This window comes from Oenococcus oeni, assembly GCF_020510245.1.
GTDB lineage: Bacteria > Bacillota > Bacilli > Lactobacillales > Lactobacillaceae > Oenococcus > Oenococcus oeni.
In genome coordinates this window covers 1-15,678 of sequence record NZ_CP084701.1, presented here as the reverse complement: position 1 = coordinate 15,678, position 15,678 = coordinate 1, and the positions used below count along the sequence as shown (strand labels likewise).

The window sequence follows — 15,678 nt, the reverse complement described above, 5'->3', positions numbered from 1 at the left end:
TTGCTCAATTTAATTCGGAAACATTTACCTTAATCATGGCTGAAACCTGTGTATGTAATTTCGCAGGAACTTCATGGAGCCCAATCGTTTTAATTGGCTGTGGCAACTGAAGTTTGCGCTTATCAACTGTTAGATTAAATTGTTTTGCCAACTGATCGGCGATTTCTTTGGCTGTAACCGAGCCGTTTAAACGTCCATCCGGTCCAACGTGCTCAGAAAACTGGACAATTGTTTTCGTAGAAGCAAGTTTATTTTTCAGTTGTTTAGCCTCTTCTAGAATTTCAGCAGCTTTTTTTGCTTCAAGATTTTGCTGCCCATTTAGTTTTGAAATATTTTCAGGAGATGCGTAAACTGCCTTTTTGTTTTTAATCAGGAAATTATTTGCATAACCATCGGGAACTTCTTTAATTTGGCCACGCTTGCCTTGATTTTTTACGTCTTGTAGAAAAATGACTTTCATACAATGAATACTCCTATTCTTTTTCTTTGTTGTCTGTTATTTGCAAAACAGCTTGTTGAAGAACTTTTTTAACTTCTTGAATATCATCGGATTCCATTTGGACGGCTGCGTTCGACAATGATCCGCCGCCACCGATTTTTTCCATAATCAATTGTACATTTATCGATCCATCCGACCGAGCTGATATACCAACTTTTTCATCAGGATGCCTGCTAACAACAAAACTTGCCGAAACACCCTGAATTTTCAATAATTCATCAGCTACCTGAGCAGCCAAAACAGGATTATAAAAAACATCATTTTCACCAACGACCGTTGCGATGTTACTGTCCAACTGCATTAATTCAAATAGATGGGATTTAACCAATAAATCGTCCTTGGATTCCTTGCCAAAACTACTGAGCAATTGCGCATCGGCTCCAGCTGCCCGCAAAAAACTAGCCGCATCAAAGGTTCTGGACCCGCTGTGAGAAGTAAACCCTTTTGTATCCAATTGAATTCCACCCAGCAAGGCTGTTGCTTCAACTTTGGTTAATGGCGATTTACGACGATCTTCATAACCAAGTAATTCGGTTACAAGTTCACAAGTAGAAGAAGCGTACTGTTCGACATAAAAAAGAATCGGCTTTTCAGAAAAACTCTCGTCAGCAATTCGATGGTGATCAATTACAATCAATGACGATTTCAGTTTTTCGAGCAACTGACCGGCGGCCGAAATGCTTGGACGGGAATGGTCTACCAAAACCAAGAGACTTTGGTCGGTTGCCAGAGACAAAGCTTTTTTTTCAGTGATAAAAGGCTGTTCGATTAACTTCGGTGTTTTCCCATCAGTGGCCTGATTCTTTAGTTTTTCGTTGGCTGCATCAACTTCGTCATTTATTTTTCCGATAACCAACTTTACATCCCGTTGCAGATTTTGATCATCGATAATAATATAAGCCGTCAAATCATGAAGTCGACTCATACGCCAAATGCCCAAAGCAGCTCCAAGCGAATCCATGTCGGCATTTTTATGACCGGAAATAAAGACTGAATCGGCATTATTAAACAAATCAGATAAAGCCTGGTCGATCATCCGGGCACGGACACGGGTTCTTTTAGCCATTGGATTAGATGTACCTCCGAAGTAGATCGCCGGATTATCATTATCGCGAATGACAACTTGATCGCCGCCGCGTCCAAGAGCCAGATCAAGATTTCGATGAGCAAGTTCGGCTAAATCATTTAAGTCGGAAACACCAAAGGCAATTCCAACCGATAGGGACAGGGGCATATTTTGTTTCAAAGATTCTTCACGGACAGTATCCAAAATTGAAAAACGATCATCTTCCAATGATTTTAATTCAGGCAGACGGCCAAAGAAAAGATAGCGATCAGCCGACATTCGCCGCAAAAATAAATGATACTTTTTTGCCCAGTTGTCCAAGCGTCCAGAAATGAATGCAATTAAACGACTCGATTCGGAATCGGTAGCATCCTGAATAATTTCTTCATAATTATCAACGCTGATTAAGCCATAAAAGAGACGACCTTTTTCATAAAGTAATTCGTATCTGGAAACATCGGTCAGATCCAATAAATAAATCACTTGACCATTTTGTTGAATTTGAAGAGAAAACTTACCGTCGCGCCAATCGATTTCCGTTTCTCCGCTGTCTTTATTTGATTGAACCAGCTCGTATAAATCAGCATCAACATCTTTTAATTTTTTGCCAAGAACTGTTCGATCGCCAATTATATTCAACAAATTCTCGTTAACCCATTCGATCTCTCCATGAGAACTCAAAAGCATCACGCCAATCGGCATCTGATCAAGCGCACTGGCTTGAGAGATTGAAACCCGACCATTCAACTTGGTCATATAGGTTTGAAAGTCGACACCCAAGGAATTAATCAAACTGTAAATTAAAATCGATGCTAGAGCGACAACAATAACCCACGCAACTGCAACGATTGGACCAAAATGCAAAGAAAAAACAAAACCGAAAATTGCTAGTATGCTAAAAACCGCGATCAAGTAAATGACGCGATAATTTTTAATAAACGATGGTAAAGTATGATATTTCTTCATCTAAGGATTTAATTTTATCACGATCAGCTCTTCTTATACCTTTTTTAAGAAAAACAAAAAGTACTTCAATTAAGAAGTACTAAAAAAGATGTAGCGTAAAAATCAGTTGTTTGCAACGAATGGAAGCAAAGCCATAATACGCGCACGCTTGATTGCCGTAGCAATTTTACGTTGATTTTTAGAGCTTGTGCCAGTAATCCGACGCGGTAAAATTTTGCCATTGTCGGCGATGAAACGTTGAAGCAATTCAGTGTCCTTATAGTCGACATAATCGATATGATTAACAGCTAAGTAATCAACACGACGACGTCCACCTTGACGACGTCCACGTCTTTCACCGTCGCCACGAGGTTTGCGGCTTGGACGATTAGTACGTTCGCCATTAAAGGTCTGACTTCTTTGATTTGAATGTTCTTCGGCCATATTTGATATCCTTTCTTAAATTTTAAAACGGAAGATCATCATCCGAGATATCAAGCGAATCATTCCCGGTGTCTGTATTAAAAGGACTGCTGGAAGAACTCGTTTGACTATTAGTTGAAGCGGAACTCGCATTATTGTTGAATTGCGAATCAAATGGATTTGACTGTTGATTAGGAATATTGAAATTACTCTGACTTTGCGGAGCGGTATTCCCCGTGTTACCAGCACTGCCATTTTGCGAACGACGCGCTTCAGATTGAGCACGTGTCTCCAATAATTGGAAATTATCAACAACAACCTCGGTCACATAAACCTTCTGTCCCTGATTATTATCGTAAGTTCTGGTCTGAATTCGGCCTTCGACGCCAACCATTGCTCCTTTACCTGTAAAATTGGCAAAGTTTTCGGCAGGTTTACGCCAAATCACGCAACTGATAAAATCAGCCTCGCGCTCACCAGCGCGATTCGTGAAATTTCGTTCGACAGCGATTGTAAATGATCCAACTGCATCACCATTTCCTGTATAACGCAACTCAACGTCGCGGGTTAATCTACCAACTAATACAACTCGATTGATCATAAAACTCCTTATTTTCCAGATGTAGTCGCGGCAGTTCTAGCTTGATTAGAAGCAGAAGATTGTGCTTGTGCGGCATTGCGTTCAGCCTCGCGTTGTGCACGGCGTTCTGCTGCGCGTTGAGTAGCAGCGGCTTGTTTAGCATGAGCATCAGCAAGCTTTTCAAGATCAACGGCGACAATCATATGCCGTAAAATATCTCCTGAAATCTTCGCTAAACGATCAAACTCATTAACTGCTTTTTCATCTTCAGAAGAAAAAGTAACGATATGATAAGTTCCTTGTCGATAATTGTTGATTTCATAAGCAAATCTACGAGTATCCCAATCTTCGGATTTATCAATCTTGGCACCGTTGTCGCTCAAAATAGAATCAAAACGTGTTACCAAAGCTGCTTTGGCATCTTTATCCAAGTCCGGACGAACAATATAAGTCAATTCATAATTAGCCATTTTTTACCTCCTTTTGGTCTCTGACCGCCTAAGCGGTAAGGAAAGTGATATTTCATCACGAATAATCATGATACAGGGAAACAAAGTCAAAATCAAGAAAACAAAATAACATTTAGGATTACATTTGCATATTCGAATCAGGCATGTTTTTATCGCAAAGATCCTTTAAATTCCAGTGTTGCGGATTATTTGGATCGACAGCCTCGATCTGAGCCATCATCCCGGTATCTTCGTGTTCGAGAATATGACAGTGGTACATAAAAATTCCTGGAACATTGAATTTAACCAATAATTTGACATGTTCTCCGGGATTGACAGCAACTGTATCTTTGAAACCAAATTCGTTTGGATAAGGTTTTTTACCATTTCTCGATAGGACCAAGAATTCCGTTCCATGCATATGAAAAGGATGAATCATTCCCATCCCCGGCATAGAATCATTCGTATTGGAAACATCCCAAATTTCGTTTTTACCAATCTCTTGACGATCGTCAATTCGCGTCATATCGTAAAGTTTTCCGTTGATTCTAACTGAATCGTCCATCCCCTCCATAATTACTTGGTGGCTGGGACTGCCGGTGAAATCGCGTTCAATTTGCTTTAGGGTCTTGGGTAGCTGACGTCGATTGTCTTCAGTAAATTCGCCTACTTTTAAAGTCAGGATCGGTACATCATCGGCTTTCAAAACAATCCGATCGCCTTTTTTATAATCGGAAAAATCCAATAATATTTCTGCTCTTTCGGCATTCGTTAACATGATTTTCGTCATTTCAACGGCATGCGGCAAAAAGCCTCCATCAGAAGCAATCTGCGTCATAACAATGTTTTGATCGGAATTCAACCGCAGTTCCCGCCGATTGGCGCCGTTTAAAACTCGTAAACGCAAGCATGGACGGGTAACAGTAAATTCGGCATTGACTGTCCCGTTAACAAGTGCTGTATCTCCCAATGTTCCGTCCATGTCATAATCAGCCTGATAATCCCATTGGCTATCGTGAAAAGTCCGGTCCTGAAAAATAAGCGGAATATCATCGACTCCCCAAGTATGTGGAAGCTGAGGTAAATCATCCAGGGGATTAACGACAGCAACCGGAGCTGCTAGTCCCTTCCAAACCTGTTCGGCAGTATGCGGGCAGGGATGTGGATGCAGCCAAGCCGTCATTGTCGGCTGGTTAACATCAAATTCTATTTCTCGGGACTTTCCCGGCAAGACCGGGGCATGCGGACCACCGTCTTCAATCGGACCGGGAATATTAAGTCCATGCCAATGCCAGGTGGTAACCTCCGGTAAATCATTAACCAAGGTTAAATGATAATGTCTGCCAGACTGGTAACGAATCAAGGGTCCAAGCAGCGAACCATTGTAACCCCACGTATGGGTGGCTTTACCATCCAGAATATTCGTTTCCCCTTCTTGGGCGTGAATCGTGTAATAAGTCGTATTGCCCTCTATTTTGTCGGCTTTCAAAACTTTGGGGATGGTAAGCTTATGCGTTTTTGTTTTCGGACGAATTAAGTGTTTGTATGCTCCATCGTGATAATCGTATGCACCTTCATCAAAAAAATAATTTTTGATTAATTCCATAATTAGGCCTCCCTAATGTTATTTAACAGGTCTTCACTATCAAGCAAATCACTAGTATTCAAAACATGCAACCAATCTGATTACACCAACTGGGATTCTTTTGATCTTAAAAGTGATTAAAGCAAAACATACGCAGCATTATAAAAAATCTTTAAAAAGTATTTTTTCAAGATTAAAATCGTTAGCAAAAATCAGTTAGAGGTAAAATTAAATGGATTATTGGAGGACAAATGCGACTTTTACAAGCTAAAATAATTGCTGATTTACATGTTCAACCGGTCATTAACGCCAAAGACGAGATTGATCGAACAATTGCTTTTTTGAAAAATTATCTAATTGCAAACCCACAATACAAAAGTTATGTTTTGGCTATTTCAGGTGGTCAGGATTCTACTCTGACCGGTAAGTTGGCTAGAATTGCCATTAATCAGCTCCGACAGGAAACCGGAAATGATCAATATGAATTTATTGCTGTCCGCCAGCCTTACGGCGAGCAAGCAGACGAAGAAGATGCCCAGACAGCTTTGAAATTTGTTGCACCAGACCAGACAATAACAACCAATATAAAGGAAGCAACTGATGCTTTAACAAAAACATTGAGGGTTTCCGGACTGGCAGTCGATGATATGAGCCGTGGTTCAATCAAACCAAAAATGCGAATGATTGCTCAGTATGCGGTTGCCCGTGAACATGACGGCGTTGTTCTTGGAACGGATCACGCAGCCGAAGCCTTTGCCGGTTTCTTTACAAAATACGGCGATGGAGGAACCGATTTGGATCCGCTCTGGCGACTAGATAAAAGTCAAGGCCAGCAAATGTTAAAAGCTTTGAACGCTCCGGAATCACTCTACAATAAAGTCCCTTCAGCTGATTTGGAAGATAAACGTCCACAATTGCCTGATGAAGTTGCCTTGGGCGTTAAATATAAGGACATAGACAAATATCTTGAGGGACGGGAAGTTTCCGAAGAAGCTGCCAAACAAATCGAAAAACTTTACCTTACTACGAAACACAAACGGCATTTACCGGTAACAATTTACGATACTTGGTGGTATTAAAAAAGAGCACTTAAGCGCTCTTTTTTATTATCAAATGATTCGTAATAGACTTACTTTTTATCTTTTCGATAAAGAAAAATCAAAGAAATTACCGCTTCGGCAAACATTCCGATAGCCATCATCTGCATTGCCAGCATATTGTGCATCGAGAAAACCGCCCAGACCAAAACAGCATAAAAAACAACAAAAACTGCTGTAATCAATTTTGAATACATCATAAAAATTCCTCCCAAAAAATAAAAGTTCCTAATTAAATTTCTCAACAAATTAATTCAAACCATGACCAATTAATATGGAAAATCGATTTAAATTGACTAACGTTAATCATACATAACAAACAGCAAAATAAAAAGGCTTGAGAATCAAGCCTTTTAAATATTCTTATTACTCACTGGTTTTTGAATCAGAATCATCTGAATTCTTTAATTGGTTATCAGCCAGTTTTTTAATTTTTTCTGCAATCTGATCATCACTCTGATTTGTTGGCAGAGAAACTTTTTCTTCTTGATCAGTTGCCGGAATTTCTTCGTCTTCTTCTTTTTCGACTTTGGCTAAAGTAGCTACTTTTGAACCCTCTTCAATTTTAATTACATGAACACCAAGCGTTGCCCGGCCCGTAATCGAAACATCAGCAGCAGCAAAACGAATCATAACTCCGGAATCAGTTGTAATCATAATATCTTCGTCTCCAGAAACAACCGCTAGTCCGGCCAGAGGACCGTTTTTCGATGAAATATTGGAAGTCTTGTAACCTTTTCCTCCACGACCACGAATCGGATATTCTTCAACGGCAGTCTGCTTACCATAACCTTTTTCGGTAATAATCAAAACATTGTCGCCAGGAATTAACAAATCGGCTCCAACAACATAATCCTTATCACGCAAATTCATTCCACGGACGCCGGATGCTGTCCGGCCCATTGCTCGAACATCGCTTTCGGCAAAAGAAACGGCATAGCCGGAATGTGATGCAATCACAATGTTCTGTTTCCCATTAGTTAATAAGACACTAATCAAGGAATCGTCATCGCGAAGATTGATTGCTCTTAATCCTGATTGACGAATATTTGTAAACTCGGAAACAGCTGTCCGTTTGACAGTTCCCAACTTCGTTGTAAAGAAAAGGGAATCTTTGGAAGTTGCCGCATCACCGCGAACATTTATAACGGCCTGAACGCGTTCGCCGGCATCAAGCCCAAGGAGGTTAATAACCGGGATTCCTTTGGCTTGCCGACCATATTCCGGTACCTCATATCCCTTCATTTTGTAGACTTTTCCTTGGTCGGAGAAGAACAGCAAAGTGTCATGAGTACTTGTAGAAACAAGTTGCTCGACAAAATCATCATCATGGGTATTCATTCCCTTAACACCACGGCCACCACGATTCTGTGTATGAAACTCGCTAGTCGAAAGACGTTTTATATATCCCTTATGAGTAAGAGAAATAAGAACTTCTTCTTCATCAATAAGATCTTCGTCTTCAATTGAAGAAACATCGCCAACCTGTAATTCCGTCCGACGCTCATCGCCAAATTTATTTGCAATGTCCAAAAGTTCCTGATAAATAATTTGGTCGATCCGTTCGGGTTTAGCCAAAATATCTTTGAAGTCTTCAATCGATTTTAATAAATCGGTATATTCGGTTTCGATTTTTCCGCGTTCCAAACCGGTTAGCCGAACCAAACGCATATCCAAAATTGCCTGAGCCTGCTTATCGGATAATTGATAACGATTAATCAATTCATTTTTAGCAATTTCAGCGGTATTACTGGAACGAATCAGTTCAATAATTGCATCAATGTGATCCAGAGCAATTCGCAGGCCTTCAAGAATATGAGCACGATCTTGAGCTTTCTTTAAATCAAATTCTGTCCGTCGGCGAATAATTTCGCGTTGGTGTTCCAAATAGGCTACAAGAATTTGCTTTAAGCTCATCGTCTCCGGCTTGCCATGATTAATAGCGATCATATTAAAGGAGAAACTCGTTTGAAGCAGTGTTTGTTTATATAAATTATTTAAAACCACGTTGGCGTTGGCATCACGACCAACATCAATTGCAATCCGCAAACCATTTTGATCGGATTCATCACGAATCGCCGTGATACCTTCAAGCTTCTTTTCAAGAACCAATTCACGAATCCGCTCAATTAATTTGGCTTTGTTAACCATATAAGGAAGTTCGGAAACGGAAATTCGTTCATGACCGGACGAAGATGTCTCAATATCGACTTTGGAACGGACAGTCACTGAACCACGACCAGTTTCGTAGGCCCGGCGAATTCCCGACTTCCCCATAACAATCGCTCCAGTGGGAAAATCAGGTCCAGGCAGAGCTTCCATTAAATCAGCAACGGTCGCATCCGGATTCGCCATCAAAACATGGATTGCCGCAATTACCTCACGGAGATTATGAGTTGGAATATTTGTAGCCATTCCAACGGCGATGCCCTGTGCACCGTTAACTAAAAGATTTGGAAAACGTGAAGGCAAAACAACTGGTTCGCGATTATCGCCATCATAACTCGGTTGAAAATCAACGGTTCCCTTGTTGATATCGCGAAGCATTTCCAAGGCTATTTTTGATAAACGGGCTTCGGTATAACGCATTGCCGCGGCTGGATCGCCATCGACCGAACCAAAGTTTCCATGTCCATCAACTAATGGATAGCGATAGCTAAAAGGCTGGGCCATTCGAACCAAGGACTCATAGATTGCCGAATCCCCGTGGGGATGAAATTTACCCATGACATCACCGACGATACGAGCTGACTTTTTATGCGGTTTGTCGGGCGTAACACCTAATTCGTTCATACCAAATAAAATCCGACGGTGGACAGGTTTCAAACCATCGCGGACATCCGGTAGAGCTCGGGCAACGATAACCGACATCGCATAGGACAAAAAGCTTGTCCGCATTGTTTTATTTAAATCAGTATCCTTGATTCGGGAATCCGGTGTGAAATTGTTGTTTTCTTCATCAGCCATAAATTACCTCACACATCCAAATCTTCAACAAATTGAGCATTATCTTCGATAAATTCACGTCTTGGTTCAACCCGGTCACCCATCAGCATGTCGAAAGTTGTATCGACTTCCGGTTGATATTCCGGATCGACACGCAAGAGACGACGATGTTTTGGATCCATAGTTGTATCCCAAAGCTGAACGGCATCCATTTCACCAAGACCCTTGTATCGCTGAATCCGTGGTTTAGGACTTGCCGGCAGTGTAGCAGTATATTGATCAAGTTCCTCATCGGAATCAAGGTACACACGCTGATCCGAATTTCCGATCGCGACTCCATACAAAGGTGGTTGAGCAATATAAATATAGCCGGCGTCAATCAAAGGACGCATATATCTAAAGAACAAAGTTAAAAGCAGGGTTCTGATATGCGCTCCATCGACATCGGCATCAGTCATAATAATTACCTTGTGATAATGAGCCTTGCTAATATCGAATTCTTCGCCAAAACCGGTTCCCATCGCCGTAAATAAAGACCTGATTTCTTCGTTAGCCAGGACCTTATCCAAAGTAGCTTTTTCAACATTCAAAATTTTTCCACGAATCGGTAAAATAGCCTGTGTCAAACGAGAACGGCCTTGCTTGGCGGAACCGCCGGCTGAATCCCCCTCGACGATAAACAATTCGGAAATCTCTGGGTCGCGGGAAGTATTATCTGCTAATTTTCCAGCTAAAGCACTAATTTCCAGTCCGGACTTTTTACGCGTCAAATCACGTGCTTTCTTGGCAGCGGCACGTGCTTTAGAAGCGATTAATCCTTTGTTAGCGATCGCTCTGGCAGTTTCCGGGTTCTCCATCATAAAACGATTAAAAATCGTTGAGAACTGATGATTTACAACCTGCTGGGCATCTGTATTGCCCAACTTGGTTTTTGTCTGCCCTTCAAATTGCGGATCGGGATGTTTGATTGAAACAATTGCCGTAATTCCTTCTCGGACATCCTCACCACTCAGCGGATCATCGGAATCTTTCAAAATACCTTTTTTCTTGGCATAATCATTAATAATTCTTGTCAAAGCCATTTTAAAACCGGTCTCGTGCGTACCACCTTCATGAGTATGGATATTATTAGCAAAACTCATCAGGGTTTCGGCGACGGCATCGGTATACTGCAAAGCGACCTCAACTTGAATACCGTTTTCTTCCCCTTCGACATAAACTGGTTCAGGAAAAAGCGGTTGCTTGTTTTTATTTAAAAATTTGACGTACTCGGCAATTCCACCCTCATACATAAATGATTCATTTTTTACAGGATCAACTCTTTTATCGGTTATAGAAAGACGCAGCCCTTTATTCAAAAAAGCCAATTCGCGAATTCGGCTTGCAAGGGTTCGATAATCGAACACGATTGTTTCCCGGAAAATATCCGGGTCCGGAGCAAAGTGAACAATTGTGCCGCGTTTAAGGCGCATTGGTTCATCGAGCAATTTCATTTCTGTCTTAATGTGGCCGCGTTCAAAATCCATGTAATAGATTTTGTTGTCCCGATAGACTCTGACGTCCATTTCCTTTGACAAAGCATTAACAACCGAAGCGCCAACACCATGAAGCCCACCGGAAACTTTATAACTTTTCGAATCGAATTTACCACCGGCATGCAGAATCGTAAAAACAGCTTCCATAGCCGGACGCCCGGTTTTAGGCTGAATTTCGACCGGAACACCACGGCCATCATCGGTAATCGTAATCGAATTATCTTTTTCAATCGTCAAAGTAACATGATGGGCAAAACCAGCCAGTGCTTCATCGATTCCATTATCGATAATTTCCCAAACCAAATGATGCAAACCGGAACTTGCAGTTGAACCAATATACATTCCCGGTCGTTTGCGAACCGCTTCAAGTCCCTCCAAAATTTGGATGGAAGACCCACCATAAGAGTTGTTGTCACTAGGAGCTACTTGATTATTTTTTTTTAAATCAACCATTAACGAGCGTTCCGCCTTTCACTTGATAAATTTTCGGGTCTTTTATTAAATCTCTTTCCACGTCAGAAAGACTCGTAGTTGTTAAAAACGTTTGTACTTTATCCTGAATAAAATTCAATAACTGTGTTTGGCGATCGCCATCTAACTCAGAGAGAACATCATCCAGCAATAAGATCGGATATTCACCGGTCTCGTATTTCATCATTTCAATCTCTGCCAATCTGACTGACAGCGCAGTCGTCCTTTGCTGTCCTTGAGAAGCGAAGGAACCAACCTCTTTTCCATTAATAGAAAATTTCAAATCATCATGATGTGGTCCAACACTTGTCGATTTTAAAAATAATTCGCGTGTCTTATTTTTGAGCAGTTGATTATTAAAAATTTTAGAAATTTCTTCTTTCGTCGACTGGTCGTCAATTCCAGAAAAACTTGCATATTTAATCGTCAGTTTTTCGTTCCTGGAAATTGCCTTATGAATTTGATAAGAGTATTTTTCGAGTTCTTTAACCAAAACAAATCTTTGAAAAATAATCTCACTTCCAAAATCAATCAATTGATCATTTAAAACTTTTAGATAATCTTCATCTATTTTCGGATTATTGCCAATCCATTTAATATTTTTTAAATAAGCATTGCGATTTTTAAGAACGCTTCGATATTGTAAAAGATTAAACAAATAATTTGCCGACATTTGGCCGAATTCGCTGTCGATAAATTTTCGGCGGACTCCCGGAGACCCCTTAACCAAATCAAGGTCTTCCGGCGCGAAAAGAACTGTATGTAGGTTACCAATATAATCTGATAAACGATTTTCGGTCAGATGATTAACAAAAACTTTTTTGCCGGTTCTTGTAATTCGGACTTCTAAAGGAAATTTGCCCATCTTACTTTGAACTTCACCGGTAATATCCGAAAAATCAGATGACCAATTAATCAAATCGCGATCATTATTATCACGATGGGAACGTGCCATCGATAAAATATAAATCGCTTCTAATAAGTTTGTCTTCCCTTGCGCGTTGTCTCCAATTAGGACATTAATCGAATTAGAAAAATCAACTTGTAAACTTTTATAATTACGAAAGTCTTTGAGCTTGAGACTATTGAGAAACAATTTCGTACTCTCCGATTTTAAGAATCTTCACTAAGTCTCCTGGATAGAGTTTCCGTCCTCGACGATTTTCCGATTCACCATTTACAAAAAAAGAGTTTGCGTTCTCTTTAAGAAAAAATTTTGCACTGCCGCCGGAACTGACAATATCTTCAATCTTCAAAAGTTGACCAAGCGTAATAAATTCGGTGTTGATTTGGACTTTTTGCAAATATTCACCCCCAAGATTACTCTTCCCATTGTAACAAAAAACGCCAAATTTTACTATATAAGCAATTTTTTGGCGTTTTGGTAACTTTTGTTATATTTAATAATTTTTGCTTAAATCGCAATAATTTTAGAACGTGCGCACCGGTGTAATTAATTGAACCTTATTATTATCAGAGGCGCCATTGGGTCTAATAACGAAAGGACGCAAATTTGTTGTAAATGAAAAATCCAATTTGCTTTCACCGATTGAACTCAATGCATCGCGAACAAAATCGGGATTAAAACTAATCTTTAAATCTTCGCCTTTAAAATTATCGATCGACAATTCTTCCAGGACTTTGCCAACCTCGCTTTGAGCCGTCGATAATACTAACTTATCCTGACTGATCGAGAATTCAGCGACAATATTGCCTGATTGGTGGGCAACCAAACTGGCTCTGTCCAAAGAAGGAGCAAGCTGAGCAGCATCAATCGTGAAACTAGTTGTCGAATCAGACGGAATCAATCGATCCGTTGCTGGATACTGTCCTTCCAGCAAACGGGAGTAAAAAGTTGTTTCTCCCAAATCAACCAGTAACTGGGAACGATCAAACTGTAAATTCAAATTATCAATATTTTCAAGCAAAGCACGTAATTCTATTAAAGCCTTGCTGGGAACGACGACATCTGCCTGACTGTCATTTCCTATTTTGGTGATTCTTTGAGATAAGCGGTGTGAATCAGTGGAAACAGCCTTTATTTGATTGTCGCCGATTGTAAAGTGAATTCCTGTTAATAAGGGTCTTGAATCTTGAATCGAAACAGCTCTAATTGTCTCGCCAATAATATCGATTAATTCAGAAGATGGAATATTAATCGTATTTGCATCATCGAGTCTGGGTAGTTGCGGATAATTATCAGCTGATTGTCCTGCAACTGTAAAATCAGAGCTTCCACCAACAATTGCAATTTGCGATCCCTCAGTCGATATTTCTACTTTGTCGCTGGAAAGATGTTTGATGATATTACTAAAGAAATTAGCATTGGCAATAATTTCTCCGGGCTCTTCGATTACCAAATTTTTTTTATCTTTATCTGCAGTTAAAACTGTCTTGATTGATATTTCCGAATTAGACCCGATCAAAGTCATTTCGTTATTGGAAACAGAAATTTTAATACCGGTCAGGATTGGAATAATTACCTTTCCAGAAATTGCCCTACTTACAATATTTAATTTATTTGTTAGTTCGTTTCGTTTAACAGAAAATTTCATCGCTTGTCCTAAATAATATTTTTGGTTAGTAATAATAATAAGGCCTGTGGAAGTTGTGGATAAGCAAATTCATCAGTCGATTTTTCGCTAATAGCGAGGTGGAAAATCTTGGGACAACTTTACGTATAACTCCATATTTCTCTACAACTTAATAATACGTAATTTGTTTGGTCTTTATGACTTTTCTTTGATTTTTGTTGAAAGATTTTCAATTCTTTGCTTTAAAGCATAATCAGTCTCGATCAAATCGGCTATTTTTTCTGTTCCATGCATGACGGTTGTGTGATCGCGTCCGCCAAAAGCCTGACCGATTTTAGGAAGAGAAGTATCGGTTAAGGTTCTAATCAGATACATAGCCACTTGTCTTGGCAAAACAATATCCGAATTTCGCTTTTTTCCAATCAAATCATTAATGCTGACATTGTAATCATCGGCAACTGTCTTTTGGATGTCGGGTAGAGTGATTACTTTTTGTCTCGTAATGTTTAAATGTTCCAAAATCTTTTGGGCATTTGATACGTTGATCGGCCGGCCGGCGCGTGCCATCAAGGTTAGTGTATTGAAAGCACCTTCCAGTTCACGGACATTCGTATCGATTTGTTCGGCAATTAAAGTTAATGTTTGATTATCGATACTGATACCTACTTCTTCCGACTTATTTTTTAAAATTGCCAATCTTGTCGGGAAATCCGGTTTTTGGATATCGTAAGCAACACCCTGCATAAAGCGGGAAACAAGTCGGGCATTCAGTCCGGGAATATCTTTCGGCAGGACATCGGAGGTCATAACGATTTGTTTTTGGGATTTGGTAATTTTGTTGAAAATATTAAAAAACTCTTCTTGGAAACGATCTTTACCCTGAAGCATCTGAATGTCATCGACTAAAAGAAGATCGACGTTTTCATAGGTACTGGTAAAATCGGCAGTTGTTTTCTTGCTGATTGCATTAACCCAATCATTCATAAAATCGTCAGTGGTTATATAACGGACAATTGCATCGGGCTGCAGTTCTTTCAAGCGATTTCCGATAGCCTCCATTAGATGTGTTTTTCCCAGACCGGAAGACCCATATATAAGTAAGGGGTTATATTGACGACCGGGTTGTTCGGAAACGGCCATTGCTGCACTGGTAGCTAATTCGTTGGCATCACCGATGACCCAAGTGTCGAAAGTGAAATTTTGGTTTAGCTGATAATCAGTTGCGACAAAATCGCTATTTGATTGATTTGATTTTTGATTATTAACTGGATTGGCAACGACTTTTATGACTTTTAGTTCAGGCTTAAAAAAATCGTGCGCAACATCGTAGGCATACTCCATGAATTTTGCTGTGTAATTACCATTATCCCAAGCCTGCATAACGATATCGTTTGGTGCCTGCAGTTCGACGGTTCTGTTAGCCAAGTCGACTTTAACGGCGCGAACAGGCTTAATCCAGTTTTCATAAGCAGTTTCCCCCATATTAGCGGCGAAACGGCCCTGGATTCCCTTCCAAAAAGTATTTAAATCAAAGTAAGAGTCTTTCAT

At 40.1% G+C, this 15,678-nt stretch carries 14 protein-coding genes; 1 reads left to right on the top strand and 13 read right to left on the bottom strand.

Going from position 1 to position 15,678, the window contains the following annotated elements; all coding sequences use genetic code 11:
* Positions 1-4: 4 nt before the first annotated feature.
* The 6 genes from rplI to J3U91_RS00045 form a co-directional block, all read right to left on the bottom strand.
* Entirely contained in the window at positions 5-460 is a 456-nt protein-coding gene (gene rplI, locus J3U91_RS00070) for a 50S ribosomal protein L9 (protein ID WP_002817489.1), read from the bottom strand.
* 13 nt (positions 461-473) lie between these two features.
* Entirely contained in the window at positions 474-2,531 is a 2,058-nt protein-coding gene (locus J3U91_RS00065) for a DHH family phosphoesterase (protein WP_002817942.1), read from the bottom strand.
* Positions 2,532-2,633: 102 nt separating this feature from the next.
* Positions 2,634-2,954, bottom strand: coding sequence for a 30S ribosomal protein S18 (gene rpsR / locus J3U91_RS00060; protein ID WP_002817941.1), 321 nt, complete (start codon positions 2,952-2,954; stop codon positions 2,634-2,636).
* A 22-nt stretch (positions 2,955-2,976) separates the two neighbouring features.
* Positions 2,977-3,534, bottom strand: a complete 558-nt coding sequence (gene ssb, locus J3U91_RS00055; protein WP_002817940.1) for a single-stranded DNA-binding protein — start codon at positions 3,532-3,534, stop codon at positions 2,977-2,979.
* A gap of 8 nt (positions 3,535-3,542) precedes the next feature.
* The gene (rpsF, locus tag J3U91_RS00050; RefSeq protein WP_002817809.1) at positions 3,543-3,983 is read right to left on the bottom strand and encodes a 30S ribosomal protein S6; all 441 of its coding nucleotides are present in this window, start codon (positions 3,981-3,983) and stop codon (positions 3,543-3,545) included.
* 118 nt (positions 3,984-4,101) lie between these two features.
* The gene (locus J3U91_RS00045; RefSeq protein WP_002817939.1) at positions 4,102-5,568 is read right to left on the bottom strand and encodes a multicopper oxidase family protein; all 1,467 of its coding nucleotides are present in this window, start codon (positions 5,566-5,568) and stop codon (positions 4,102-4,104) included.
* A gap of 230 nt (positions 5,569-5,798) precedes the next feature.
* Here J3U91_RS00045 and nadE point away from each other — a divergent pair, with 230 nt between their 5' ends.
* Positions 5,799-6,626, top strand: a complete 828-nt coding sequence (nadE, locus tag J3U91_RS00040; protein WP_002817938.1) for an ammonia-dependent NAD(+) synthetase — start codon at positions 5,799-5,801, stop codon at positions 6,624-6,626.
* A gap of 50 nt (positions 6,627-6,676) precedes the next feature.
* On the opposite strand, the gene J3U91_RS00035 is transcribed toward nadE, so the two are convergent.
* The 7 genes from J3U91_RS00035 to dnaA form a co-directional block, all read right to left on the bottom strand.
* Complete coding sequence (locus tag J3U91_RS00035) at positions 6,677-6,844, bottom strand: hypothetical protein (protein WP_002817936.1); 168 nt, start codon at positions 6,842-6,844, stop codon at positions 6,677-6,679.
* 166 nt (positions 6,845-7,010) lie between these two features.
* The gene (gyrA, locus tag J3U91_RS00030; protein WP_002817935.1) at positions 7,011-9,611 is read right to left on the bottom strand and encodes a DNA gyrase subunit A; all 2,601 of its coding nucleotides are present in this window, start codon (positions 9,609-9,611) and stop codon (positions 7,011-7,013) included.
* A gap of 8 nt (positions 9,612-9,619) precedes the next feature.
* Positions 9,620-11,578, bottom strand: a complete 1,959-nt coding sequence (gene gyrB / locus J3U91_RS00025) for a DNA topoisomerase (ATP-hydrolyzing) subunit B (protein ID WP_002817933.1) — start codon at positions 11,576-11,578, stop codon at positions 9,620-9,622.
* The gene (recF, locus tag J3U91_RS00020; RefSeq protein ID WP_002817932.1) at positions 11,571-12,692 is read right to left on the bottom strand and encodes a DNA replication/repair protein RecF; all 1,122 of its coding nucleotides are present in this window, start codon (positions 12,690-12,692) and stop codon (positions 11,571-11,573) included. The genes gyrB and recF overlap by 8 nt, the downstream gene beginning before the upstream one ends.
* Positions 12,679-12,900, bottom strand: a complete 222-nt coding sequence (gene yaaA, locus J3U91_RS00015; protein WP_002817801.1) for a S4 domain-containing protein YaaA — start codon at positions 12,898-12,900, stop codon at positions 12,679-12,681. The genes recF and yaaA overlap by 14 nt, the downstream gene beginning before the upstream one ends.
* 126 nt (positions 12,901-13,026) lie before the next feature.
* Positions 13,027-14,151 carry a DNA polymerase III subunit beta gene (gene dnaN / locus J3U91_RS00010; protein WP_002817931.1) on the bottom strand — a complete coding sequence of 375 codons (1,125 nt, stop codon included), beginning with the start codon at positions 14,149-14,151 and terminating at the stop codon, positions 13,027-13,029.
* 174 nt (positions 14,152-14,325) lie between these two features.
* On the bottom strand, positions 14,326-15,678 hold the full coding sequence (gene dnaA, locus J3U91_RS00005) for a chromosomal replication initiator protein DnaA (RefSeq protein ID WP_002817930.1): 1,353 nt from the start codon (positions 15,676-15,678) through the stop codon (positions 14,326-14,328).